The sequence below is a fragment of the Lederbergia panacisoli genome (genome assembly GCF_024626525.1).
Classification (GTDB): domain Bacteria; phylum Bacillota; class Bacilli; order Bacillales; family Bacillaceae_C; genus Lederbergia; species Lederbergia panacisoli.
The window spans coordinates 177,380-199,139 of the sequence record NZ_JANJGU010000006.1 but is presented as its reverse complement, the minus strand read 5'-3'; the positions used below and the strand labels follow the sequence as shown (position 1 = coordinate 199,139).

The following is a 21,760-nucleotide window of genomic DNA, read 5'->3' as shown; positions in this document are numbered from 1 at the left end:
GTCGTGTTTACTGGCCTTCGCGTCGTGTTTACTGGCCGTCGCGTCGTGTTTACTGGCCGTCGCGTCGTGTTTACTGGCCGTCGCGTCGTGTTTACTGGCCGTCGCGTCGTGTTTACTGGCCGTCGCGTCGTGTTACTGGCCGTCGTGTCGTGTTTACTGGCCGTTGTGTCGTGTTTACTGTCCGTCGTGTCGTGTTTACTGGCTGTCGCGTCGTGTTTACTGGCCGTCGCGTCGTGTTTACTGGCCGTCGCGTCGTGTTTACTGGCCGTCGCGTCGTGTTTACTGGCCGTCGCGTCGTGTTTACTGACCGTCGTGTCGTGTTTACTGGCCATTGTCTCGTGTTTACTGAACATTGTTTTGATTAACTAGCCCTTATATCAATTACCTGCAGACATAACAGACTTTTATACCTATAATGACGCTTCGTAAATAGCAAGAACATCCTCTTTATTCAACTTTTTAAAATTACCAAACTCACCATTGACCATCGCTTTATCTGCCATGACTTCAAGCTGGCTGTTGTCAATGTCGTAATCAGCTAAGCGCGCAGGTGCACCGATGCTATTCCAAAACTCGCGAAGTTTTTCAATACCTTGCATCGCAGCTTCTTCATCTGATTTTCCGTGAGGATCTACTCCAAACACGCGGACAGCAAGCTTTCTAAAACGAGCCGGATTTACTTGTAGATTATGTTTCATCCAATTAGGGAAAAGAATGGCTAGCCCGCCACCATGTGGAATATCATAAACGGCCGAAACAGCATGTTCAATATTATGGGTTGCCCAGTCGCCGCTAAAGCCCATATTCACCATTCCATTTAATGCCATTGTTCCACAGTAAAGGATTGTTTCACGGTACTCGTAATTCTCCAAATCGTTTACAAGCATTGGAGCAGTTTCCATTACAGTAAGCAAAATCGATTCACAGAGACGATCCTGTAATTCTGTATGTTCTGCTTGATGGAAGTAATGTTCGAACACATGCGACATAATATCGACAATTCCATAAACGGTTTGGTCCTTTGGCACCGTAAACGTATTAACGGGATCAAGGATTGAGAATTTAGGAAACGTATGCGGACTGCCCCAACCATATTTTTCATTCGTTTCCCAGTTTGTAATAACGGAACCGGAGTTCATTTCAGATCCGGTAGCAGCCAAGGTTAAAACGGTTCCAAATGGAAGTGCGTCATTTACACTGCCGCGTTTAACGACAACATCCCACGCATCTCCATCATATTTTGCACCTGCAGCAATGGCCTTCGTACAGTCAATGACACTACCCCCACCGACAGCCAATATAAAATCAATGCTTTCATTTTTACATATTTCTACGCCTTTTCTAACACTAGAAATTCGCGGATTCGGTTCTACTCCCGACAGTTCAAAGGTTTCAGCGCCAATTTCTTTTAATAAAGTCATAACCTGATCGTATAAACCATTTCTTTTAATACTACCGCCGCCGTAAACGAGGAGAACTTTTTTGCCATACTTAGGTACTTCTGTTTTTAATTGCTGTAACTGTTCTTTGCCAAAAATAAGTTTTGTTGGATTCCAAAAAGTAAAATTATCCATAAATGTTCAGCCCCCTTTATGTATTATTATCGTTGAAATAATAGTAGAAAGCAAAATGTAAGGACAAAAAATAAAGCCTAGGCTAAATGCCTAAGGCTTTGTTGTTATGAATGCGACTTCCATCCGAATCCATCTTTATGACAAGCACTTCATGCGACGGAAGTATTTTCTTTAGTTGTGATGCGATGGCTTCACCTTTTCCTATTGAAGCAAAGGAAATCATCGTTGGTCCTGCACCGCTAATAACCGTTCCGTATGCTCCGGCTATTTTCGCTTCCTGGCGAATATCATCATAGTTAGAAATGAGGGAAGACCGGTATGGTTCGTGGAATAAATCTTCCTCCATCACCTTTCCGGCGAGTTCATAATTACCAGAAACTAGAGCCGCAATCATAACATTTCCAACCGCGCTTGCCTTAGCAGCATCATTGCGGGTAAATTGATCTGGCAGAACCTTCCTGGCATCTTCTGTTTTTAATTCAACAACAGGAATATATACAATAAAATCAAGATCTGCATCAGTTTTTTGAAAAACTTCTATATCTCCATTTGGCAGTTGTGATGTAATGACTAAACCGCCGTAAAGTGAAGCGGCGACGTTGTCGGGATGTCCTTCAATATCAGTCGCTATCCTTAACTTTTCTTCAATAGTAAGTGATAATTCGCAAAGTTGATTAGCGAGTTCAATCCCGGCAATTATGGCGGATGCGCTACTGCCAAGCCCACGAGCAAGCGGGATATCACTTTTCACAATGACTTTGCATGGCGGTAATGTTGAATGATATTTTCCCGCCGTCCGTTTCGCTGTTTCATATATTAAATGGTTGCTTGCTTCTGGAGCAGGGGGAAGATGCACAGATTCATGTACAAATTCCCATTGCTCTGATTTTTCAACCCGCAATGTTAAGTATAAGTTTAACGCCAATCCAGCCGAGTCGAAACCAGGACCTAAGTTTGCCGTACTCGCTGGAACAGTGATGTTGAACATACTCATGCAGTTACAACACCTTCGATATATTCTAATACTGTTTTTTCATCATTAGGAAGAACAACAGTATCAATATTAATTTCTGAAATAGCTGTTTGTGGATCTTTTAAACCATTTCCTGTCAATACCGCAACAACTTTACTGCCTTTTGGAATGCTGCCAGATTTTACTTGTTGTAAAACTCCCGCAATAGAAGCGCAAGATGCAGGTTCAGCAAACACTCCTTCTGTTTTAGCAAGAAGCTTAAAGGCTTCAAGAATTTCAGCATCTGTTACGGATTCAATCATTCCGCCTGATTCATCGCGTGCTGCGACCGCAAGATGCCAGCTTGCAGGGTTTCCGATACGAATAGCTGTTGCAACTGTTTCTGGTTCAGCGATTGGCTGCCCTTGAACAATCGCAGCAGCACCTTCGGCTTCAAAACCAAACATTTTTGGCAGGCCGGACTGTTTTACATCATTGTATTCCTTGAATCCTTTCCAATAAGCACTTATATTACCAGCATTTCCAACTGGAATGGCAAGAATATCAGGTGCGCTGCCTAATTGGTCGCAAACCTCAAATGCGGCTGTTTTTTGACCTTCTAGGCGATATGGATTTACAGAATTGACAAGTGTCACCGCGGAAGTTTCACTCACTTTTCGAACCATATTTAAAGCTTCGTCAAAATTTCCTTCAATTTCTACTATTTCAGCACCATACATCATTGCTTGAGCAAGCTTTCCGAGTGCGACTTTTCCGTTTGGAATGACGATAATCGCTTTAATGCCGGCTTTTGCTGCATAGGCAGCGGCAGCAGCTGATGTATTTCCTGTTGATGCACATATAATCGATTTGCTTCCAGCTTCAACTGCTTTCGCAACAGCCATGACCATTCCCCGATCTTTAAATGATCCGGTTGGATTGGCTCCTTCGATTTTCGCGAATAATTCAATTCCAAGCTGATTGGATAAGTTTGAGAGATGTACCAATGGGGTATTTCCCTCTTGTAGCGTTAATGCCGGTGTTTCATCTGTTACGGGTAAGAATTCTCTATAGTTTGCAATTAATCCCGGCCAATTCATTTTTTCGCATCTCCTTCTACACGGTAGTAGCTGATTACATCTTCCACTACACTTAAATCTCTTAATTCCATGAGTGCTTTTTCAAAGCGCTCCATGGAAACATTATGTGTGACAATGATAATTTCTGCAAGTTCATTTTTGCTCAGTGGAGTTTGCAATATTTTTTCAAAGCTAATGTCCAATTCATTAAATAGTGTAGTAATTTTAGAGAAAGCCCCTACCTGATCTTTCAAATGGAGTCGGAAGTAATATTGGCCAAATCGTTGGTCAGGTGACTTCAACACTCTTTCAAATCGAGGTTTAACAAAGCTTTTCCCGTTAACACCAAGTCTCATGTTTTTACTGACGGCTACAACATCTGACATAACTGCTGTTGCAGTTGGAAGGCTTCCCGCCCCAGGACCATAAAACATTGTTTCGCCAACTGCTTCACCGTTTACATAAATGGCATTATATTCATTTTTAACGGAGGCGAGCGGGTGACTCTTCAATAGGAATGTAGGCTGCACACTTACTTCCAATTGTTGATTTTCAAAATGAGCAAGGCCAATTAATTTCATCACGTAGCCCAATTTATTTCCGTAATTTAAATCATCAACAGAAACATTACTGATTCCAGATACTTCAACATCCGGAAGTTCGACGTTTGTGAAAAAGGCAAGTCTAGCTAAGATGGCCATTTTACGAGCAGCATCCAAGCCTTCGACGTCAGAAGTGGGATCAGCTTCCGCGAAGCCAAGTTCTTGAGCTTCTTTCAATGCAGTTTCATAAGACAATCCGTCTTCATCCATTTTTGTTAAAATATAATTTGTAGTGCCGTTCACAATTCCCATTAATTTTTGAATGCGGTCGGAAACGAGTCCATCAGATAATCCCCTTAAAATAGGGATGCCGCCAGCAACACTAGCTTCGTAAAATAAATCACATTTATTTTCCAGTGCTTTTTGTTGTAGTTCCGGTCCATATAATGCGATAAGATCTTTATTTGCAGTTACGACATGTTTCTTAGCGTCTAATGCTTGAATAATATGTTCGCGGGCTTCTTCAACCCCGCCAATTACTTCAATCACAATATCAATTTCTGGATCGTGTAATACATCATTAGGGTCAGTGGTGAGGTGTGTTTGCCCAATTTGGATATCTCGTTCTTTTTCAACGTCGCGAACAAGAATGCTTTTTACCTTTACTTCACAGCCAACTTGATGGACAAGCTCCTCTTGATGATTTTTTATTAATTGTACAACCCCGGAACCAACCGTTCCCAAACCTAGCAAACCGATAGAAATGTAGTTTTTCATTTTTGTCTTCACCTCTCCAATGTCCTTTGTAAAAAAACATTTGTCTCCATATAGTAGACATTTTATAGCCGCATGTCAAGATATTTTTCATGATTAATTGTACGTGAAAATGCTTTGTATTACTATTTAAGTAGATTCACATTTTAGAAAGAAGGTTGAAATGATGGGTGTAATTGAAATGAAAAAAACAGTAAAAAAAATAAGCATGAAGAAATTGCTCATAATTGTTTTTAGTGCACTCATCGGACTAACTGTGTTTGTTTGTATAGCTATTTCCGCCTATACTGGAATGAAAATGTTAAGGCCTGAGAAAAAAGCGGTCAATGTATTACCTAGTGATTATGGTATTCATTATCAAGATATTGAAATGTTAAGTGAAGATGGAAAGACAAAACTCTCGGGGTGGGTTCTTGAACCTGCGGGGCAGCCTAAAATGAATATTATTTTTTCTCATGGATATGGAGAAAATCGAGTAGAAGAAGGGATGCCGTTTTTATCGCTTGCCAATGAACTGCTTGAAAATGGATTTAGAATTATTGCATTTGATTTTCGTCATTCTGGAAATTCTGAAGGGGAATTGACTACTATTGGAGCTAAGGAAAAATTGGATTTGCTCGGCGTGATTAATTGGACGAAAAAAAATTACGAAGAACCAATTGGATTGCTTGGAGTCTCTATGGGGGCGTCGACTTCACTATTGGCCGCAGCGGAAACAGATGATGTAGTCGCAGTTGTTGCGGACAGTCCGTTCAGTGATTTCCATGAATATTTTAAGGGAAATATGACGAAATGGTCAGACCTTCCGAATTTTCCTTTTACGCCACTCATCCTAGGAATCATGCCTCTCTTGACAAAATTAGATATTAATGATGCTAGTCCGATTAGTGTGCTTGATAAATTAGCAACGAGGCCAGTCCTATTAATACATAATAAGGGGGATGATTTGATTCCTTATACGGAAAGTGAAAAGATTGTGCAAAAATATCCGAAAGATTTTTCTATTTGGTTGACTGATGGCTATGGTCATGTGGAATCATATAAGCAAAATCCTGAGGAATATGTTAAAAAGGTTAACGGTTTTTTTAATGCTGCACTTGACTTACAATAGAAATGGGGTGAAATACGATTGGAGCCTTTAGAAAAAGAATTTTATCAATTGCCAACAATTGATCTAGCAAAAGCACTACTTGGCTGCATTCTTGTGAAAGAAACAGAGGAAGGCATTACATCTGGATATATTGTTGAAACAGAAGCATATATGGGTCCGCATGACCGCGCAGCCCATAGTTTTAATAATAGAAGGACAAAACGTACTGAGATCATGTATGGGGAAGCTGGTCTTGTTTATACATATACAATGCACACTCATTGCCTAATAAATATTGTAAGTTGTGGGGTGGATGAGCCGCATGCGGTGTTAATTAGAGCATTGGAGCCGCACGAAGGTGTTGATTTAATGCTAAAACGAAGACCTGTAGACAAATTGAAAAATTTGACAAATGGTCCAGGAAAGTTAACAAAGGCAATGGGAATTACGATGGAAGATTATGGTCGAACTTTAATCGCTCCTCCTATATATATTACATCCGGCATAACCCCTGAAGAAATTATGGAAGGAAAACGCATCGGTATCGAGAATACTGGAGAAGCGCGCGATTATCCATGGCGCTTCTGGGTGAAAGGAAATCCATACGTATCTAGATAAAAAAACGCAGCTTATGCGTTTTTTTTGATGGACAAAACAATTCTGAAAAACATGATTTGTCCAAGGAGCCTTTCGTTATGGACAAAATGCCAGCGTGGAACCAAGTGTTGCCCATCAAAGCCTTCTTGGTGGACAAAATACCTTTACGGAACGGAGAATTGTCCATCGCATCGCTCTTGTTGGACAAAATGCTTACAAAGAACGAAGATCTGTCCATCATAGCTCTCTCTTCGGACAAGGTGCTCGCAAGGAACCAAGACCAGTCTGATTCATCATGATAAAAAAAAAATACGAAGAACTTTTCATTTTATTTTACAAAAATCCGCTTGACGTGTCTTTATGTATTAGTGTACTATTTTGTTAGTACACTAATACATAACTTTTGGAGGTGCACTTGATGACTGCATTTTGGGGATTAATGAAAAAAGATATGCTCTTAATGAGATTTTGGTATATTACTTGGCTTATTTTTTCTCTCATTTGTATTGTTGGGGGATATGTCATGCAAGATTATTGGAATGAACCGAGCATTGTTGTTCCAATTTATATCATGCTTATGAGCATGCATTTGTTTGTAATGCCAATCTTGATTTTACATGTGTTAAATATTGAAGGGAAAACGCAAATTTGGCTTTATAATCCGCAAAACAGTAAAAAGTTATTGTTTGCAAAAATAAGCGCTGCCGCATTATTACAAATCTTATCTCAATTAATGCTCGTTGTTTATGGGATAGTTCTTATGCAATTTTTATTTAAAACCGGTCTGATCACGGAGTTTAAGGATTTTCTACCTATACAACAGGGATTTCTTTTCCATATCGCCATTTTTTCTACTTCTTTGTATATTGTAATCTGGATTATTTTTCTTTGGACGATTTATCATTCACTTGGAAAATTCCCAGCCTTGAAAAATTTCCGCTGGCTGATTGTGTTTTTAGTTTGGATAGCTTTTGGTGTCCTTGAATCATTGTTAGTAAGACTCAAAGTTTTGCAAGATACTTATTTTAGTTTAACAGCTAACGTAAATATTGGACCTTCTATGGAATACGCAAAGGGTAACGGATGGACAATAACTTATACAGATGTACCTGTCCCAATCATTCCAATTATTATTTACATTATCTTCTCCACTATCTTATTCCTCATTGCAAGCAGACTCCTTGATAAAAAAGTGGAGGTGTAATGTGGATGAAAGCTGATTTTGAAGCATCAAAACCAATATATGTGCAAATTGCGGATCAAATTTTTCAAAGAATAGTCCGAGAAGAAATAAAACCGGGAGATAAATTGCCGTCAGTACGCGAAATGGCTATTCAATTAGGTGTAAACCCAAACACCATTCAACGTTCTTATACTGAAATGGAGAGGATGGGAGTAGTGGAAACGAGACGAGGGCAGGGAACGTTTGTGATAGAAAAAGAAAGTATGGTAGAAGAACTACAACAGACAATGCAAAAGGAAATCATTTTACAGTTTGTTAAAAGTATGGAGGAACTTGGTTTTTCAAAAAAAGAAATGATTAGCGGATTGGAAGCATTTTTAAATGAGGGGGATCAAAATGGCGATCCAGTTTAATCAAGTAACGAAAAAATATGGTTCCGAAAAAGCTTTGGACCATGTAACCCTTCAGTTTCACTCTGGAAAAATTTACGGATTACTTGGTCCTAATGGAAGTGGAAAATCGACTACTTTAAAACTAATTGCAGGGCTCGTCTACCCTAACAGTGGAAAAGTTACAGTTCAGGATGAGGAAGTAACACGGAGAATTAGTAGAAAAGTAGCATATTTAACAGAATTGGATATGTTTTACGATTCTTTTACGGTTAATAAAATGGTTCATTTTTATGATACTCAGTTTCCAGATTTCAATGCTGATAAGGCAGCAAAGCTTTTATTGGAAATGAAACTGGATGGCAAAAAGAAAATTAAACAATTGTCAAAGGGAAATAGAGGTAGATTAAAGCTCGTTTTAACTTTAGCCCGTGAAGCACCAATCGTATTACTTGATGAACCTTTTTCGGGGTTGGATGCGATGGTGAGAGATTCTATAATAAAGAGTTTATTGACCTATATCGATTTTGAAGAGCAAACCGTTATTATTGCAACACATGAGATAGACGAAATTGAACCAATTATGGATGAAGTGATTGCGATCTATAATGGTCATATTATTGGTCATGAAAATGTAGAAAAATTACGAGAAGAACTAGGGCTTTCAGTTCTTGAATGGTTTAAATCAACAATGAGTCAAAAGGAGAGTGAATAGATTGAAAACAGTTGTAGAGTTAAAAAATGTGACGAAAACAATACGAGGGAAAAAAATAATTGATGATCTAAGTTTTGAAGTGAAGGAAGGTGAAGTATTTGGGTTTCTTGGTCCGAATGGTGCTGGAAAAACGACGACCATTCGAATGATCGTTGGGCTGATTGGCATCACATCTGGTGAGATTGCCATCTGCGGGAAAAATGTCGTAAAGGATTATGAAGAGGCGATTAAGCATGTTGGGGCGATTGTTGAAAACCCTGAACTGTATAAGTTTCTGACAGGCTATCAAAACTTACAGCAAGTTGCCAGACTAACTAAAGGGGTAACGAAAGAAAAGATAGATGAAGTTATCGAACTAGTAGGTTTGAAAGATAGAATTCACGACAAGGTAAAAACATATTCCTTAGGAATGAGACAGCGTTTAGGCATTGCGCAAAGTCTTTTACACGATCCGAAAATATTAATCTTGGATGAGCCGACGAATGGACTGGATCCTGCTGGAATAAGGGAAATACGGGATTATTTGCGAAGTCTTGCACGGGACAAGGGAATGTCCGTTATCGTTTCAAGTCATTTGCTTTCAGAGATGGAAATGATGTGTGACCGTATTGCCATTATTCAAAAAGGGAAACTGATTAATGTTCAGCAAGTTCATGAAGATGCAAGTACAGATCAAAGAGAATATGTATTTATAGTTAACGACAGGAAACATGCTATTAATGTTTTGAATAAGCAAGGCTATGCACCAAAAGTGAATGGAGAAGGAATCGGATTAGTGTTGGATAAAGAACAAGTACCAAATGTGATTAATCTTCTAGTTCATAACAATTTCCTCATTTATGAAGTGAAAGGACAAAAAAGATCACTTGAGGATAGATTCCTAGAAATTACGAATGGCAAGGAGGTCGCGGTTAATGCTTAATCTCATAAAGAATGAATGGATTAAAATTTTCAAACAAGTAAGTACGTATATTATGATTGGTTTTCTTCTGCTCGTCATCATTGGAGCTGGTGCGATTACTAAATATATTGAATCCCAGGAAAAGCCTGCAAATGATAATTGGAAGCAAAGTCTTATTACACAGAACGAGCAGAACAAAGCGCAATTGGAAGATGTAGAATTCGCTGCACCGTCCCTTAAAGAATTTTACTCGAAACAAATTGCCATCAATGAATATCGGATTGAACATAATATGCCGCCGGAAAATTCATATTCAGTATGGAACTTTATAAAAGAATCTTCTGATCTAGCTAGTTTTGTAGGGCTGCTTGTCATTATCATCGCATCAGGCATTGTCGCTCACGAATTTTCATGGGGAACGATAAAAATCTTATTGATCAAGCCTTATAGGCGATGGAAAATATTGTTGGCAAAATATCTTACAACCATTCTGTATCTCTTGACTATGCTGGCAATCCTTTTTATAACAGTATCCATCATAGGATTAATTCTATTTGGAAAAGGGACGGGAGACAATGTTCATCTCGCATTTGTAAATGGGGCAGTAGTAGAACAAAACCTTTTACTCTATTTAATCAAAACGTATCTTTTAAACTCATTAAGTGTTTTCTTGCTTACAACAATGGCATTTATGATCTCGGCAGTGTTTAGAAACAGTGGGTTGGCAATTGGAATTTCTATTTTCTTGCTACTTATGGGAGGAACCATAACAAACTTATTAGCTGCTAAATTTGATTGGGCAAAATACAGCTTATTCGCCAATACTAATTTAATGCAATATGTTGATGGTATGCCGCTTGTGGACGGGATGACCTTACAATTTTCAATCATCATGATCCTTATTTACTTCATTATTTTCCACGCCATGGCCTTCGTGTTTTTTACAAAAAGAGATATCGCGAATTAATGAAAAGAAACAAGCTGCCTAGCTTCTTTAAACAAGAAGCTAAATAGCTTGTTTTTTCCATTCTAAATATTTCTATTAATAAAAAAATATATATTTATACTAAAAATTTTGATATATTTGATGCATGCGAAAATAACAAATTAATCATGAAGTTACATCATACAATGGAATGAGCATTTATTAATTATGTAAGCGTTTCCCCTAGCTTTAACTTAATTCTGCTGGGACGACGATTATAGATTAATAGTATGCCCTAGCATGGATGCAGGGATTTATTAAGCTTTAAAGCTTAGTATTTTCACCAATGCTTCTTTGATTTGTATTTTCGTAAAAAAACCATGATTGAAGGGGGATTACATTTGAAATCGTCAAGATTATCATTATTCTCACTGATTTTGGTATTTATGTTAGTGCTTAGTGGTTGTTTCAGTGGGCAAACGGATGAACCAACGTCCTCTCCTCCAAAAGATGAGGGAGAGAAGACGGCAGAAGAAGGAAAGGAACCTGAACAAGCCCCAGCGGAAAGGAAAATTTTATATCTTAATAATAATGAAGAACCTGGCGCATTACATCCAGGAATCGCACAAGGTACACATGACTCATGGATTTTGGAGCATGTATTTGAAGGTTTGACAAAGAAAACCCCTGAAGGTGAAATTGTCGATGGAATGGCAGAAACATGGGATGTCAGTGATGATAATCTTACTTGGACCTTCCATTTAAAAGATGGCATACAGTGGTCCAATGGTGATCCAGTTACAGCTGAAGATTTTGAATATGCATGGAAATATGCGCTTAATCCCGCGAGCGCTTCCGACTATGCATACCAACTCTATTATCTTGAAGGAGCAGAGGAATATAATAGCTCTGAAGATGAATCAGAGTATGAGGAATTAGAAGCAAAAGTAGGAGTTAAAGCCTTAGACGAAAAAACACTCGAAGTAAAATTAGCGCAACCAACACCTTATTTCCTTGATTTGACATCTTTTTACACGTATTATCCAGTAAATAAAAAGGTGCAAGAAGAGAATCCAGATTGGTCACATGAAGCCTCAAGCTACGTTTCCAACGGAGCCTTTAAGTTGACTGAGTGGAATCATAAAGAAAGCATGAAGTTGGAGAAAAACGAAAATTATTACGATAAAGATAAAATTAAATTGGACGAAGTGCAGTTTGTCATTATTGATAACGAAGACACTGCATGGCAAATGTATCAAGCAGATGAATTAGATCTTGCCTATCCGCTTCCACAGGATGTACAAGGCCAGCTTGTAGACTCTGGTAACGCGGAATTCAATAACGGTCCTGACTTTGCAGTCTATTACTATAACTTGAATAATAATGTAAAGCCTTTCAATAACGTCAAAGTAAGAAAAGCTCTTTCGATGGCAATTGAGAGAAACACAATTACCGAACACGTTGCCCAAGGTGGTCAAAAACCGGCTTTCGGAATCATTCCACCAGGAATCAATGATGTGAGCGGAGACTTCCAAGACAATTCTGGAGATCTGTTTAAAGAAGATGTAGAAGAAGCTAAGAAGTTATTAGCTGAAGGTCTTGCTGAAGAAGGCATGAAGGAAATGCCGAAATTCACAATCCTTTATAACACATCAGAAGGACATAAAAAAATTGCGGAAGCCGTTCAAGAGATGTGGCGTAAAAACCTCGATTTTACTGTTGAGTTAGAGAACGTTGAATTCCAAGTGAAGCTAGACCGTGAAAAAGCAGGAGACTATGATATTTCCCGTGCAGGTTGGTCAGGCGACTATGTTGACCCAATGACATTCGTCGACTTATGGGTAACAGATGGTCCATTCAATGATGCAAACTGGGGTAATGCCGAGTACGACAAACAAATCAATATAGCAAAATCATCCATGGATCAAAAAGAGCGCATGGAAGCAATGCATAAAGCAGAAGAAATCTTGATGGACGAAATGCCGATTGTCCCGATTTATTTCTATACAAAACCATTTATGGTTAAGCCGCATGTGAAGGGAATCTTTACTCCAATTAACCGTTATCCGCAGTTTATATATGCAGATATTGAAAAATAAAAGATCAAGATGTGCGGGTAAATCTACGCTAAATGAAGGGTATGTCTTTGTGGCATACCCCGATTTTTCATAAAGATTCTATTCACTTCAAGTTGCACTAAAAAGAGGTGTATTCATGCTGAAATATACGTTAAAGCGGCTAATATGGGCGATTATTACCCTATGGGTCATCATTACCATTACTTTTATAATCATGAAAATCATTCCGGGCAATCCCTTTGCTAAAGAAGGCCCAATGCCACCCGCTATATATAATAATTTGCAGAAACATTATAATTTGGACAAACCAGAGATTGTCCAGTATGGAATATATTTAAAATCATTGCTCCAATTAGACTTTGGTCCATCCATGAAATCAAAGACTTTAACAGTTAATGATTATATTAAAAAAGGATTTCCAGTCTCTCTACATCTTGGACTGCAGGCGCTTGTTATTGCTATAACGTTTGGTTTGATATTAGGCGTTATTGCGGCGCTTAATCATAACCGCTGGCCAGACTACCTTTCGATGGTCATAGCGATTATCGGTATCTCTGTACCTAGTTTTATTCTTGCCACTTTCCTCATTCAATATTTTGCAGTTTATTTGCGGGTCTTACCTGTTGCAACATGGAAATCATGGTCTCATACTGTCTTACCATCCATTTCACTAGCGATGATGCCAACCGCGTTTTTAGCTAGATTAATGAGGTCCAGCATGTTGGAGGTCATGAATCAAGATTATATTTTAACGGCTAAAGCGAAAGGTCTTGCCAGAAGCATGATTATTATAAAACATGCTATTAGGAATGCAATTCTTCCAGTTGTTACAGTATTGGGGATTACGACTGCTAACCTCGTTACAGGCAGCTTCATTATTGAGCATATTTTTGGAATTCCTGGGATGGGAGAAATGTTTGTTAAAAGTATTTTCAATCGTGACTATTCAGTCATTTTGGGATCAACTGTTTTCTATAGCGCCATTCTGATCTTTTTGATCTTTATCGTTGATGTGGCTTATACGTGGATCGATCCTCGCATTAAGATCGCAAAGGAGAACAGCTGATGGAAAAACAAATGAAGCTTACAGAGGACATGTTCCAGCCAGCAGTTGATAATTTTAAAGAAGCGGAAAAAATAACTCGGCCATCGATGTCATATTGGGCAGATGTTTGGCGAAGGTTAAAGACAAATAAGCTTGCGATGTTTGGTCTTGTTATTATCATTATTTTACTTATCATGGCAATTATTGGTCCGTATTTAAATGGATACTCCTATTATGAACAAGATTTTACGAAAAAAAATCTCAAACCGAATGCTGAACACTGGTTTGGCACCGATACGTCCGGCCGCGATTTATTTACAAGGGCATGGTATGGGGCGAGAATTTCATTATTTATTGGCTTTATGGCGGCGTTGGTCGATTTCGTAGTTGGTGTTGTGTATGGCGGAATTTCAGCTATCAAAGGCGGCCGCACTGATAACGTAATGATGAGGATAGCAGAAGTATTATATGCGATTCCCTATTTACTGATGGTTATTTTAGTCATGATTGCGATGAAAAGAGGGATTTGGCCGATTATCATTGCGATGACCATTACGGGATGGATCCCAATGGCACGGCTTGTCCGTGGACAAGTTTTACAGTTAAAGGAATTGGAGTTTGTTCATGCTGCCAACGCAATGGGGGCTAATATGGGGTGGATTTTGAGGAAGCATATGATTCCAAATACACTGGGGCCAATACTTGTTAACCTAACCCTTACTGTCCCAACTGCCATTTTTGCCGAAGCAACTTTAAGCTATCTTGGCTTAGGTGTACAACCCCCACAGGCAAGTTGGGGGACGCTTGTCAACGATGCCCTCGGCAGCATTCATATTGGGAATTTGTATCAACTTTATATTCCAGCCATATTAATCTCACTTACGATGTTGGCATTTAATGTGTTCGGCGACGGACTTCGGGATGCCCTTGATCCGAGATTGCGGAATTAGAGAGGGGGGGCAAAATAAAAATGGGAAATTTATTAGAGGTAAAAGATTTGCACGTATCCTTTCAAACATATGCAGGCGAAGTAAAAGCAGTTAGAGGGGTAAACTTTGAATTAAAAGAAGGAGAAACCATTGCTATCGTGGGAGAATCGGGCTGTGGGAAAAGTGTTACAGCAAAATCAATTATGAAGCTTTTGCCAACTTCCTCTGTCCGTTATAAGCAAGGATCAATCGAATTCTACGGAAAAAATTTGCTTGCAAATTCCGAAAAAGACATGCAAAGAATACGAGGGAAGCAAATTAGTATGATTTTTCAAGATCCGATGACTTCCCTTAATCCGACAAGCAAGATTGGAAACCAAATTATCGAGGCGATTTTACGCCATAATAATATTAGTAGAAAAGAAGCTTTCAATAAAGCTTTGAATATGTTAGAACTCGTAGGAATTCCTCAAGCTTCAAAGAGGATCCATCAATATCCTCATGAGTATTCAGGAGGTATGAGGCAAAGAGCGATGATTGCTATAGCATTAGCATGCAATCCGAGGCTTTTGATTGCTGATGAACCTACAACTGCACTTGATGTAACCATTCAAGCACAAATATTGGAATTAATGAAGGAAATTCAGCAAAAAATGGGAACTTCGATCATCTTAATCACCCATGATCTTGGAGTAGTGGCTGAAATGTGCGAGCGGGTAGTGGTAATGTATGCTGGACAAGTAGTAGAAACAGCTTCAGTTCGGGACTTGTATCAAAAGCCGCAGCATCCGTATACGGAAGGCTTATTGAAATCGATACCGAAGTTAAACATGGACAAAAAACAACCGCTTGCTCCGATCATTGGAACACCTCCAGATTTATTGGATCCTCCAAAAGGATGCCCGTTTTTTGCCAGATGTGAATACGCGATGAATGTATGTAAAAATCATAATCCAGAGCTTGAAGAAGTTAGTCCGGGCCAATTTGCCGCTTGTTGGCTGCATCACCCAATGGCGAAACAAGGGGATGGAAAGGGGAAGGCAAATGCCATCACAATTAATAGAAACTAACTTAACAAAAAATAATGGTTCTAAAACCCCTTTAATACAAATTAAAGAATTAAAAAAATACTTTTCTATTGACCGTCATCATTTAAAAGCTGTTGATGGATTAACACTGGATATATATCCAGGGGAAACTGTCGGCCTAGTTGGTGAAAGTGGTTGCGGTAAATCAACTGCTGGTAGGACAATTATCCGCTTATACGAGGCTACTGGCGGTGAGGTCTTATATAACGGGAAAAATATATTTTCTTTTAAACAGAGGGAAATGGGGAAAATACGTAAAGAAATCCAAATGATTTTCCAGGACCCTTATGCTTCTTTAAATCCGAGGATGACAGTAGAGGAAATTATTGGTGAGCCTTTTGCCATCCATCGAATACTAAGTGGAAAAAAGAAAAAAGAGCGCATTAAGGAATTATTAAAATTAGTTGGCTTAAATCCTGAGCATATGAGTCGCTTTCCCCATGAGTTCAGTGGAGGTCAGCGCCAACGAATTGGCATTGCCAGAGCTCTTGCACTTAATCCTAAATTTATCGTATGCGACGAGCCAATTTCTGCACTTGATGTTTCGATACAGGCGCAAGTCGTCAACTTATTGAAAGAACTTCAACAGAAAATGGGATTGACGTATTTATTTATTGCCCATGATTTATCAATGGTGAAATATATTTCAGATCGAATTCTTGTCATGTATCTTGGGAAAATGGTTGAACTGACCGATAGTAATAGCTTATATGATGAGCCTTTGCATCCGTACACACAAGCATTGCTGTCAGCTGTTCCCATTCCTGACCCGGAGGTGAACCGGGAACGAATTGTCTTAAAAGGAGATGTTCCAAGTCCAATCGCTCCTCCTAGTGGCTGCGTTTTCCGTACCCGCTGCCCGGCAGCGATGGAGATCTGTTCAAAAGTAGAACCTAAGTGGCAAGAGGTAAAGCCTGGTCATTTTACTGCGTGTCATTTATATGAAATGTGATTGCGGGGGAGCTTTCAATGCTCCCTTTTCTCATGCCCGTTGTTGTGAAATTTTGATTGTATTTACTTTTGATTTATGATATAGTTGTAGAAATTAAAAATCCTTTAGTTTGGTAGAGTGATAACGGACTAAAGAATCGGGAAGTGAATAGGATTGTTTTTACCAGCCGGAAGTAAAGATGAAATGGGAATTTCTCTAAACAATCGTTTTCAGGTAATGGAGAAGTTCAGACAAATTACGACGATGAGAGGGTATAAGCCTATCTCAACACCTGTTATCGAATATGCTTTAACTTTTACGAATGAATTTATTGATATGAAATTACAAGATATGATGAAATGGTTTAACGGTGAGGGCGAAATAGAAGTCCTTCGCCCTGACTGGACGACAGCGATTGCCCGTGCCTTATCATCCCAAGAAAAGACACCCCAAAAATGGGCATATCAAGGATCTATTTTTAAACGAAATATGCCAGGTGTTGAATATCATCAAATTGGTGTAGAGATTATTCATCATCCAGAATTGATGGGAGAAAGTGAATGTCTGTTAATGGCACAGGCTTTTTTGAAGGAAATCGGAGTTGGCACATGTGTCATTGAACTCGGACATACTGAAATATATGAAAGTTTCGTTTCGGAGCTGAAATTATCAAAGCTTGAGGCAGAACGATTAAGGCAAGCGATGCATGATAAGAAAAAAGATGAAGTATATCAAATTGCGCTTGCACGCAGTGATCAAGAGAAAGCGGCAGAACTTGCGTCACTTGTAGATGCTTTCGGGCCTATTGAAATCATAGCTGAATATGAAAAAAGATGGAAAGATCGAGAGAATGTGCTAGGTACATTACAACATATAAAGAAGCTTGCCCATATTTTACAACAATCAGGCAGTGGAGAAATTCTTGTGGATCTCGGAAGGGTGAAAAACCTTCCATATTATTCTGGTTTGATGTTCCGGGGATTTTTACAAAGTTCAGGTGCGGTTTGCTTTTCTGGAGGCCGCTACGATCGCTTGTATGAACAATTTGGCGAAAGTATTTCAGCAGTAGGCGTCGCCCTTGATGTAGAGGTATTAGCAGCACAAGTAAAAGAAATGGATTCATTGGAAAAGGTGTGTATTATTGCGAATGAAGATTCGTTAGCATTTGCCGAAAATGTTCGGAAATCCTTTGAAAATTGTATAGTGGATGTCCAATTAGAATCAGTAAATGTGGAAGTTTATGATCGAGTTTATGAAATTAAGAAATTAAATGGAAAGTTTGAGATGATTGATCGATGAAACCAGTTATCGCCCTAACAAAAGGTAGGTTGGAAAAACAATTTATTAAATTTTTAAAGGATCTAGACTATGATGTTAATCCGTTGCTAGATAAAGGCCGGAAACTACAAGTTGAAACAGATCATTTTTGTGCTATTTTTGCTAAAGGTATTGATGTCGCTACTTATGTAGAGTATGGGATTGCGGATCTTGGAATTGTCGGCGAGGATATTTTATTGGAAGTCCAACCAGATGTATTTGATTTATTGCCGTTCCCTTTTGGAAAATGTAGATTCGCAATTGCAGGGGAGCCATCGAATTTGACCCCTCTACGAAAGCAAAGGATTGCGACAAAATATCCGAATATCACGACGAAATATTTCCGGGATCAAGGGAAATCGGTCGATATTGTGAAGCTTGAAGGCTCTGTTGAGTTAGCTCCACTTTTGGGTCTTGCAGACGATATTGTTGATATTGTAGAGACGGGAAATACGTTAAAAGAAAATGGACTCGTCGTAAAAGAAGAAATGTTAACTATTTCAGCTCGCTTAATAGCGAATCGGAATTCATTGAAATTAAAAAGAGCTATTCTGACTCCGTTAATCGATTCGTTTCGCATAGAGGAGGAGATTATATGATTCCTACTTATTCACCCGAACAATTTATTTCTGCTTTTATTTCAAGAAAAACTAAAAAACAAGCATTTGAAGATCAGGTTTTAGTGACGGTCAAAGAAGTGCTCGAAAACATTAGAAGTAACGGAGAGTCGGCTTTAAAGGAATACACATTGAAATTTGATGGAGGTATTCCTGAAAAATGGGAAGTTTCCGAGGAAGAAAGAAAAGAAGCGTGGGAACAAGTTCCAGAGGAGCTTATTGAAGCATTAAAAAAGGCAGCAGAAAATATTCGGAAATTCCATTCCAAACAATTGCAGCAGTCGCGGATGATGGAAATGACGGATGATATTATTTCGGGTCAACTTTTTCGTCCGATTGATCGAGTTGGGGTGTACGTTCCGGGGGGAACAGCGGTCTATCCTTCGTCTGTTTTAATGAATGCAATACCTGCTGTTTTAGCCGGTGTGCGCGAAATTGTGATGGCAACTCCTGCTCGCGGTGGGGAGGCGATTACGCCAATCTTATCGGTTGCAGCTGATATTGCAGGGGTTCATAAAATTTATAAAATGGGTGGAAGTCAGGCTATTGCCGCTTTAGCATATGGAACGGAAGAAATTGAGCCAGTTGATAAAATAGTCGGTCCTGGAAATGCGTATGTGGCGGCAGCTAAGTCGCTTGTTTTTGGTGATGTGGGGATTGAGATGATTGCGGGGCCATCGGAAGTTGCTATAATCGCAGATGAAACAGCAAATCCTAAGTTCGTTGCAGCAGATCTCATCGCGCAAGCTGAACACGATGAAAAAGCAAGGGCTTTTATTTTTTCAACATCTGAGCGTTTAGTGGAAGAAACCTTGGCTGAGGTAAAAAAGCAATGTGCTTTATTGCCGCGAAAGGAAATCGCAGAAGTTTCACTTATGAATGAAGGAGCGGCTGTTGTTGTCAGCTCTATTGATGAAGCTTTTGAATTAGTCAATGCGCTTGCCCCAGAACACTTGGAAATTCAAGTGGAAAACGCACTTCAATATTTGAGTAAAGTGAAAAACGCTGGTTCCGTATTTATAGGAAGCTATACTCCTGAACCAGTTGGTGATTATTTTGCGGGTCCAAACCACATATTGCCGACTTCGGGAACTGCAAGATTTTCTTCGGGGTTATCAGTTGATGATTTTGTGAAGAAAACGACCTTTGTTTATTATTCTGAAGAGGCGCTGCGTAATGCGGCACCTTATATTGAAAAAATCGCTGCTGAGGAAAAATTGGATGGGCATGCCCGTGCCGTGAAAGTGAGGCTGGAACAATGAGAAAAGCACTTCAAGGAATGACACCGTATAAGGTAAAGCCTGAATTTGACATGATTAGGCTAGATAATAATGAAGCATTTATGAGTTTGTTGTCATCAGTAGATCTCGGAGAATTACAGGAAACATTGATTAATCGTTATCCAGCCGAAAGCTCGGAAGCACTTGTTAAGGCTTATGGTAAATTCAGCGGATTCCCTGTTGATAATATTATTGCCGGCAATGGATCGGATGAATTAATTTCGATTATCTCTCAATATTTTCTTGACCCAGGCGATGTAGTGTTCGTCTTGGAACCGGATTTTTCCATGTATGAGAAAAATGCTGTCATTATGGGAGCGGAAGTAAACCAAATTTCCTTAAATGAAGATTTTTCATTGCCGCTTGAAAAGGTTTTGGCAGAAATTGAAACGAGAAAACCGAAGCTTATGTTTCTGTCATACCCGAATAATCCGACAGGGCAGCTTTATTCTGTAATTGAAATCGAGGAAATTTTATCTGCACTCCAGTTAGTGGATGGAGTTCTAATTCTTGATGAAGCGTACATCGACTTTGCTGGAGAATCTCCGTTTGCTAAAAAAGTCATAAGTTATGAAAATCTAATCATTTTAAGAACTGCTTCCAAAGCAATGGGGATGGCAGCATTAAGGCTTGGATTTTTGATAGCGAATGACCAAATCATTGAAGGAATCAGCTGCATCAAACCTCCTTACAATGTGAATACCATTTCGGCGCAAATCGGTACACAGCTACTGGAAAATCCGAATGTGTTGGATCAATTTTTATTAATTCAGCTTGGTCAAATAGCTGAGCTTGAGGAAATTTTAACTGAATTTGTCCGCAAAATTGTAGGCGCACAGTTATTCCCAAGCCATACAAATTTTTTCCTTATCAAAATGAATGAAGCAAAAGCTCTCGCGGATTTCCTATACGAAAAAAAGATTAAAATTCGCTTTTTTGATGGTGAAAAATTGAAAGCAGTTAGGATTTCAGCGGGAAATAAAGAGGAACATGCAAAGCTTAGAACCGCATTAAATGAATGGAGTGAGATGTATGCGCAGTGCATCTAATAATAGGGAAACGTTGGAAACAAAAATCCAGCTTGAGTGCCGATTAGACGATCCATCGGTTGTGGATATTCAAACCGGCGTCGGATTTTTTGATCATATGATGGAAGCATTTGCTCGCCATGGCCGGATTGGTTTGACATTGAAGGTAGATGGTGACTTACATATTGACAGCCATCACACAGTTGAGGATGCTGGGATTGTACTAGGAAAAGCACTTCGCGAAGCATTAGGAGATAAAAAAGGAATTGTCCGTTACGGATCATCCTATGTTCCAATGGACGAAACGCTAGGTTTTGCTGCCATTGATATTAGTGGGAGGCCATTCCTTCATTTTGAAGGAGAATTCCAGACACAATCTCTTGGGAATTTTGACACTGAATTAGTAAAGGAATTTTTCAGAGCATTTGCCTTTAATGCCGGAATTACGCTGCATGTCCGTGTATTGTATGGAGAAAATACGCACCATAAAATAGAAGCTATTTTTAAAGCAGTCGGCCGCGCTTTGGCTGAAGCGATTCGGATTGATCCTAATATTAAGGGAGTCAATTCGACGAAGGGCTTGATTGAGTAACGATCTTGGCGATTTAGAGAGTAGATCTTAAGTAGTAAGAGAGTGAAAAGATGTTATCCGATAGTATTGCCATATTATCCGGTAGTAAAACAGAGTTATGCAAGAGTATAGTGGAACTGTTAGAAAAGCGATGT

23 protein-coding genes are annotated in these 21,760 nt (G+C 39.1%); 19 read left to right on the top strand and 4 right to left on the bottom strand.

Going from position 1 to position 21,760, the window contains the following annotated elements; translation table 11 throughout:
* Nucleotides 1-369 (top strand): hypothetical protein (locus NQ185_RS11070; protein ID WP_257581828.1); only part of this gene is annotated, 369 nt, incomplete at its 5' end.
* Between the two features lie 41 nt (nt 370-410).
* Here the strand turns inward: NQ185_RS11070 and NQ185_RS11065 are convergent.
* The 4 genes from NQ185_RS11065 to NQ185_RS11050 form a co-directional block, all read right to left on the bottom strand.
* Nucleotides 411-1,574: an iron-containing alcohol dehydrogenase gene (locus tag NQ185_RS11065; RefSeq protein ID WP_257581826.1), complete on the bottom strand. Its 1,164-nt coding sequence runs from the start codon at nt 1,572-1,574 to the stop codon at nt 411-413.
* An 82-nt stretch (nt 1,575-1,656) separates the two neighbouring features.
* Nucleotides 1,657-2,568 carry a homoserine kinase gene (gene thrB / locus NQ185_RS11060; RefSeq protein ID WP_257581825.1) on the bottom strand — a complete coding sequence of 304 codons (912 nt, stop codon included), beginning with the start codon at nt 2,566-2,568 and terminating at the stop codon, nt 1,657-1,659.
* Nucleotides 2,565-3,626, bottom strand: a complete 1,062-nt coding sequence (gene thrC / locus NQ185_RS11055) for a threonine synthase (protein WP_257581824.1) — start codon at nt 3,624-3,626, stop codon at nt 2,565-2,567. Before thrC ends, thrB begins: the two co-directional genes overlap by 4 nt.
* Complete coding sequence (locus NQ185_RS11050) at nt 3,623-4,924, bottom strand: homoserine dehydrogenase (protein ID WP_257581823.1); 1,302 nt, start codon at nt 4,922-4,924, stop codon at nt 3,623-3,625. Before NQ185_RS11050 ends, thrC begins: the two co-directional genes overlap by 4 nt.
* Before the next feature lie 163 nt (nt 4,925-5,087).
* Between NQ185_RS11050 and NQ185_RS11045 the strand changes: the two genes are divergently transcribed.
* The 18 genes from NQ185_RS11045 to hisB all read left to right on the top strand — a co-directional run bounded on the left by NQ185_RS11045 (nt 5,088) and on the right by hisB (nt 21,626).
* Nucleotides 5,088-6,032, top strand: coding sequence for an alpha/beta hydrolase (locus NQ185_RS11045; RefSeq protein ID WP_257581822.1), 945 nt, complete (start codon nt 5,088-5,090; stop codon nt 6,030-6,032).
* Between the two features lie 12 nt (nt 6,033-6,044).
* Nucleotides 6,045-6,629 (top strand): DNA-3-methyladenine glycosylase, encoded by a 585-nt coding sequence (locus NQ185_RS11040; RefSeq protein WP_257581839.1) that lies wholly within the window; start codon nt 6,045-6,047, stop codon nt 6,627-6,629.
* A 94-nt stretch (nt 6,630-6,723) separates the two neighbouring features.
* Nucleotides 6,724-6,897 (top strand): hypothetical protein, encoded by a 174-nt coding sequence (locus NQ185_RS11035; protein ID WP_257581820.1) that lies wholly within the window; start codon nt 6,724-6,726, stop codon nt 6,895-6,897.
* A gap of 129 nt (nt 6,898-7,026) precedes the next feature.
* On the top strand, nt 7,027-7,812 hold the full coding sequence (locus tag NQ185_RS11030; protein ID WP_257581819.1) for a hypothetical protein: 786 nt from the start codon (nt 7,027-7,029) through the stop codon (nt 7,810-7,812).
* Nucleotides 7,813-7,817: 5 nt separating this feature from the next.
* Nucleotides 7,818-8,204 (top strand): GntR family transcriptional regulator, encoded by a 387-nt coding sequence (locus NQ185_RS11025; protein ID WP_257581818.1) that lies wholly within the window; start codon nt 7,818-7,820, stop codon nt 8,202-8,204.
* The gene (locus tag NQ185_RS11020) at nt 8,188-8,895 is read left to right on the top strand and encodes an ABC transporter ATP-binding protein (RefSeq protein ID WP_257581817.1); all 708 of its coding nucleotides are present in this window, start codon (nt 8,188-8,190) and stop codon (nt 8,893-8,895) included. The genes NQ185_RS11025 and NQ185_RS11020 overlap by 17 nt, the downstream gene beginning before the upstream one ends.
* A 1-nt stretch (nt 8,896) precedes the next feature.
* Entirely contained in the window at nt 8,897-9,817 is a 921-nt protein-coding gene (locus NQ185_RS11015) for an ABC transporter ATP-binding protein (protein WP_257581816.1), read from the top strand.
* Complete coding sequence (locus NQ185_RS11010; protein ID WP_257581814.1) at nt 9,810-10,763, top strand: ABC transporter permease; 954 nt, start codon at nt 9,810-9,812, stop codon at nt 10,761-10,763. The genes NQ185_RS11015 and NQ185_RS11010 overlap by 8 nt, the downstream gene beginning before the upstream one ends.
* 359 nt (nt 10,764-11,122) lie before the next feature.
* Nucleotides 11,123-12,820, top strand: a complete 1,698-nt coding sequence (locus tag NQ185_RS11005; RefSeq protein ID WP_257581812.1) for a peptide ABC transporter substrate-binding protein — start codon at nt 11,123-11,125, stop codon at nt 12,818-12,820.
* Nucleotides 12,821-12,935: 115 nt separating this feature from the next.
* Nucleotides 12,936-13,865, top strand: a complete 930-nt coding sequence (locus NQ185_RS11000; protein ID WP_257581811.1) for an ABC transporter permease — start codon at nt 12,936-12,938, stop codon at nt 13,863-13,865.
* Nucleotides 13,865-14,794 carry an ABC transporter permease gene (locus tag NQ185_RS10995; protein ID WP_257581810.1) on the top strand — a complete coding sequence of 310 codons (930 nt, stop codon included), beginning with the start codon at nt 13,865-13,867 and terminating at the stop codon, nt 14,792-14,794. The genes NQ185_RS11000 and NQ185_RS10995 overlap by 1 nt, the downstream gene beginning before the upstream one ends.
* Nucleotides 14,795-14,814: 20 nt before the next feature.
* Nucleotides 14,815-15,843, top strand: a complete 1,029-nt coding sequence (locus tag NQ185_RS10990) for an ABC transporter ATP-binding protein (RefSeq protein ID WP_257581809.1) — start codon at nt 14,815-14,817, stop codon at nt 15,841-15,843.
* Nucleotides 15,818-16,813: an ABC transporter ATP-binding protein gene (locus NQ185_RS10985; protein ID WP_257581808.1), complete on the top strand. Its 996-nt coding sequence runs from the start codon at nt 15,818-15,820 to the stop codon at nt 16,811-16,813. Before NQ185_RS10990 ends, NQ185_RS10985 begins: the two co-directional genes overlap by 26 nt.
* A 153-nt stretch (nt 16,814-16,966) precedes the next feature.
* Nucleotides 16,967-18,091: an ATP phosphoribosyltransferase regulatory subunit gene (locus NQ185_RS10980; RefSeq protein WP_257581807.1), complete on the top strand. Its 1,125-nt coding sequence runs from the start codon at nt 16,967-16,969 to the stop codon at nt 18,089-18,091.
* Nucleotides 18,088-18,708 (top strand): ATP phosphoribosyltransferase, encoded by a 621-nt coding sequence (gene hisG / locus NQ185_RS10975; RefSeq protein WP_257581806.1) that lies wholly within the window; start codon nt 18,088-18,090, stop codon nt 18,706-18,708. The genes NQ185_RS10980 and hisG overlap by 4 nt, the downstream gene beginning before the upstream one ends.
* Nucleotides 18,705-19,988, top strand: coding sequence for a histidinol dehydrogenase (hisD, locus tag NQ185_RS10970; protein WP_257581805.1), 1,284 nt, complete (start codon nt 18,705-18,707; stop codon nt 19,986-19,988). Before hisG ends, hisD begins: the two co-directional genes overlap by 4 nt.
* The gene (locus NQ185_RS10965) at nt 19,985-21,055 is read left to right on the top strand and encodes a pyridoxal phosphate-dependent aminotransferase (RefSeq protein ID WP_257581804.1); all 1,071 of its coding nucleotides are present in this window, start codon (nt 19,985-19,987) and stop codon (nt 21,053-21,055) included. Before hisD ends, NQ185_RS10965 begins: the two co-directional genes overlap by 4 nt.
* Complete coding sequence (gene hisB / locus NQ185_RS10960; RefSeq protein WP_257581803.1) at nt 21,039-21,626, top strand: imidazoleglycerol-phosphate dehydratase HisB; 588 nt, start codon at nt 21,039-21,041, stop codon at nt 21,624-21,626. The genes NQ185_RS10965 and hisB overlap by 17 nt, the downstream gene beginning before the upstream one ends.
* Nucleotides 21,627-21,760: the final 134 nt, after the last annotated feature.

Coding starts and splice junctions, on each gene's coding strand:
- NQ185_RS11065 (WP_257581826.1), bottom strand. CDS start 1,574: ATGGATAATTTTACTTTTTGGAATCCAACAAAACTTATTTTTGGCAAA.
- thrB (WP_257581825.1), bottom strand. CDS start 2,568: ATGAGTATGTTCAACATCACTGTTCCAGCGAGTACGGCAAACTTAGGT.
- thrC (WP_257581824.1), bottom strand. CDS start 3,626: ATGAATTGGCCGGGATTAATTGCAAACTATAGAGAATTCTTACCCGTA.
- NQ185_RS11050 (WP_257581823.1), bottom strand. CDS start 4,924: ATGAAAAACTACATTTCTATCGGTTTGCTAGGTTTGGGAACGGTTGGT.
- NQ185_RS11045 (WP_257581822.1), top strand. CDS start 5,088: ATGGGTGTAATTGAAATGAAAAAAACAGTAAAAAAAATAAGCATGAAG.
- NQ185_RS11030 (WP_257581819.1), top strand. CDS start 7,027: ATGACTGCATTTTGGGGATTAATGAAAAAAGATATGCTCTTAATGAGA.
- NQ185_RS11025 (WP_257581818.1), top strand. CDS start 7,818: ATGAAAGCTGATTTTGAAGCATCAAAACCAATATATGTGCAAATTGCG.
- NQ185_RS11020 (WP_257581817.1), top strand. CDS start 8,188: ATGGCGATCCAGTTTAATCAAGTAACGAAAAAATATGGTTCCGAAAAA.
- NQ185_RS11010 (WP_257581814.1), top strand. CDS start 9,810: ATGCTTAATCTCATAAAGAATGAATGGATTAAAATTTTCAAACAAGTA.
- NQ185_RS11000 (WP_257581811.1), top strand. CDS start 12,936: ATGCTGAAATATACGTTAAAGCGGCTAATATGGGCGATTATTACCCTA.
- NQ185_RS10995 (WP_257581810.1), top strand. CDS start 13,865: ATGGAAAAACAAATGAAGCTTACAGAGGACATGTTCCAGCCAGCAGTT.
- NQ185_RS10990 (WP_257581809.1), top strand. CDS start 14,815: ATGGGAAATTTATTAGAGGTAAAAGATTTGCACGTATCCTTTCAAACA.
- NQ185_RS10985 (WP_257581808.1), top strand. CDS start 15,818: ATGCCATCACAATTAATAGAAACTAACTTAACAAAAAATAATGGTTCT.
- hisG (WP_257581806.1), top strand. CDS start 18,088: ATGAAACCAGTTATCGCCCTAACAAAAGGTAGGTTGGAAAAACAATTT.
- hisD (WP_257581805.1), top strand. CDS start 18,705: ATGATTCCTACTTATTCACCCGAACAATTTATTTCTGCTTTTATTTCA.
- NQ185_RS10965 (WP_257581804.1), top strand. CDS start 19,985: ATGAGAAAAGCACTTCAAGGAATGACACCGTATAAGGTAAAGCCTGAA.
- hisB (WP_257581803.1), top strand. CDS start 21,039: ATGCGCAGTGCATCTAATAATAGGGAAACGTTGGAAACAAAAATCCAG.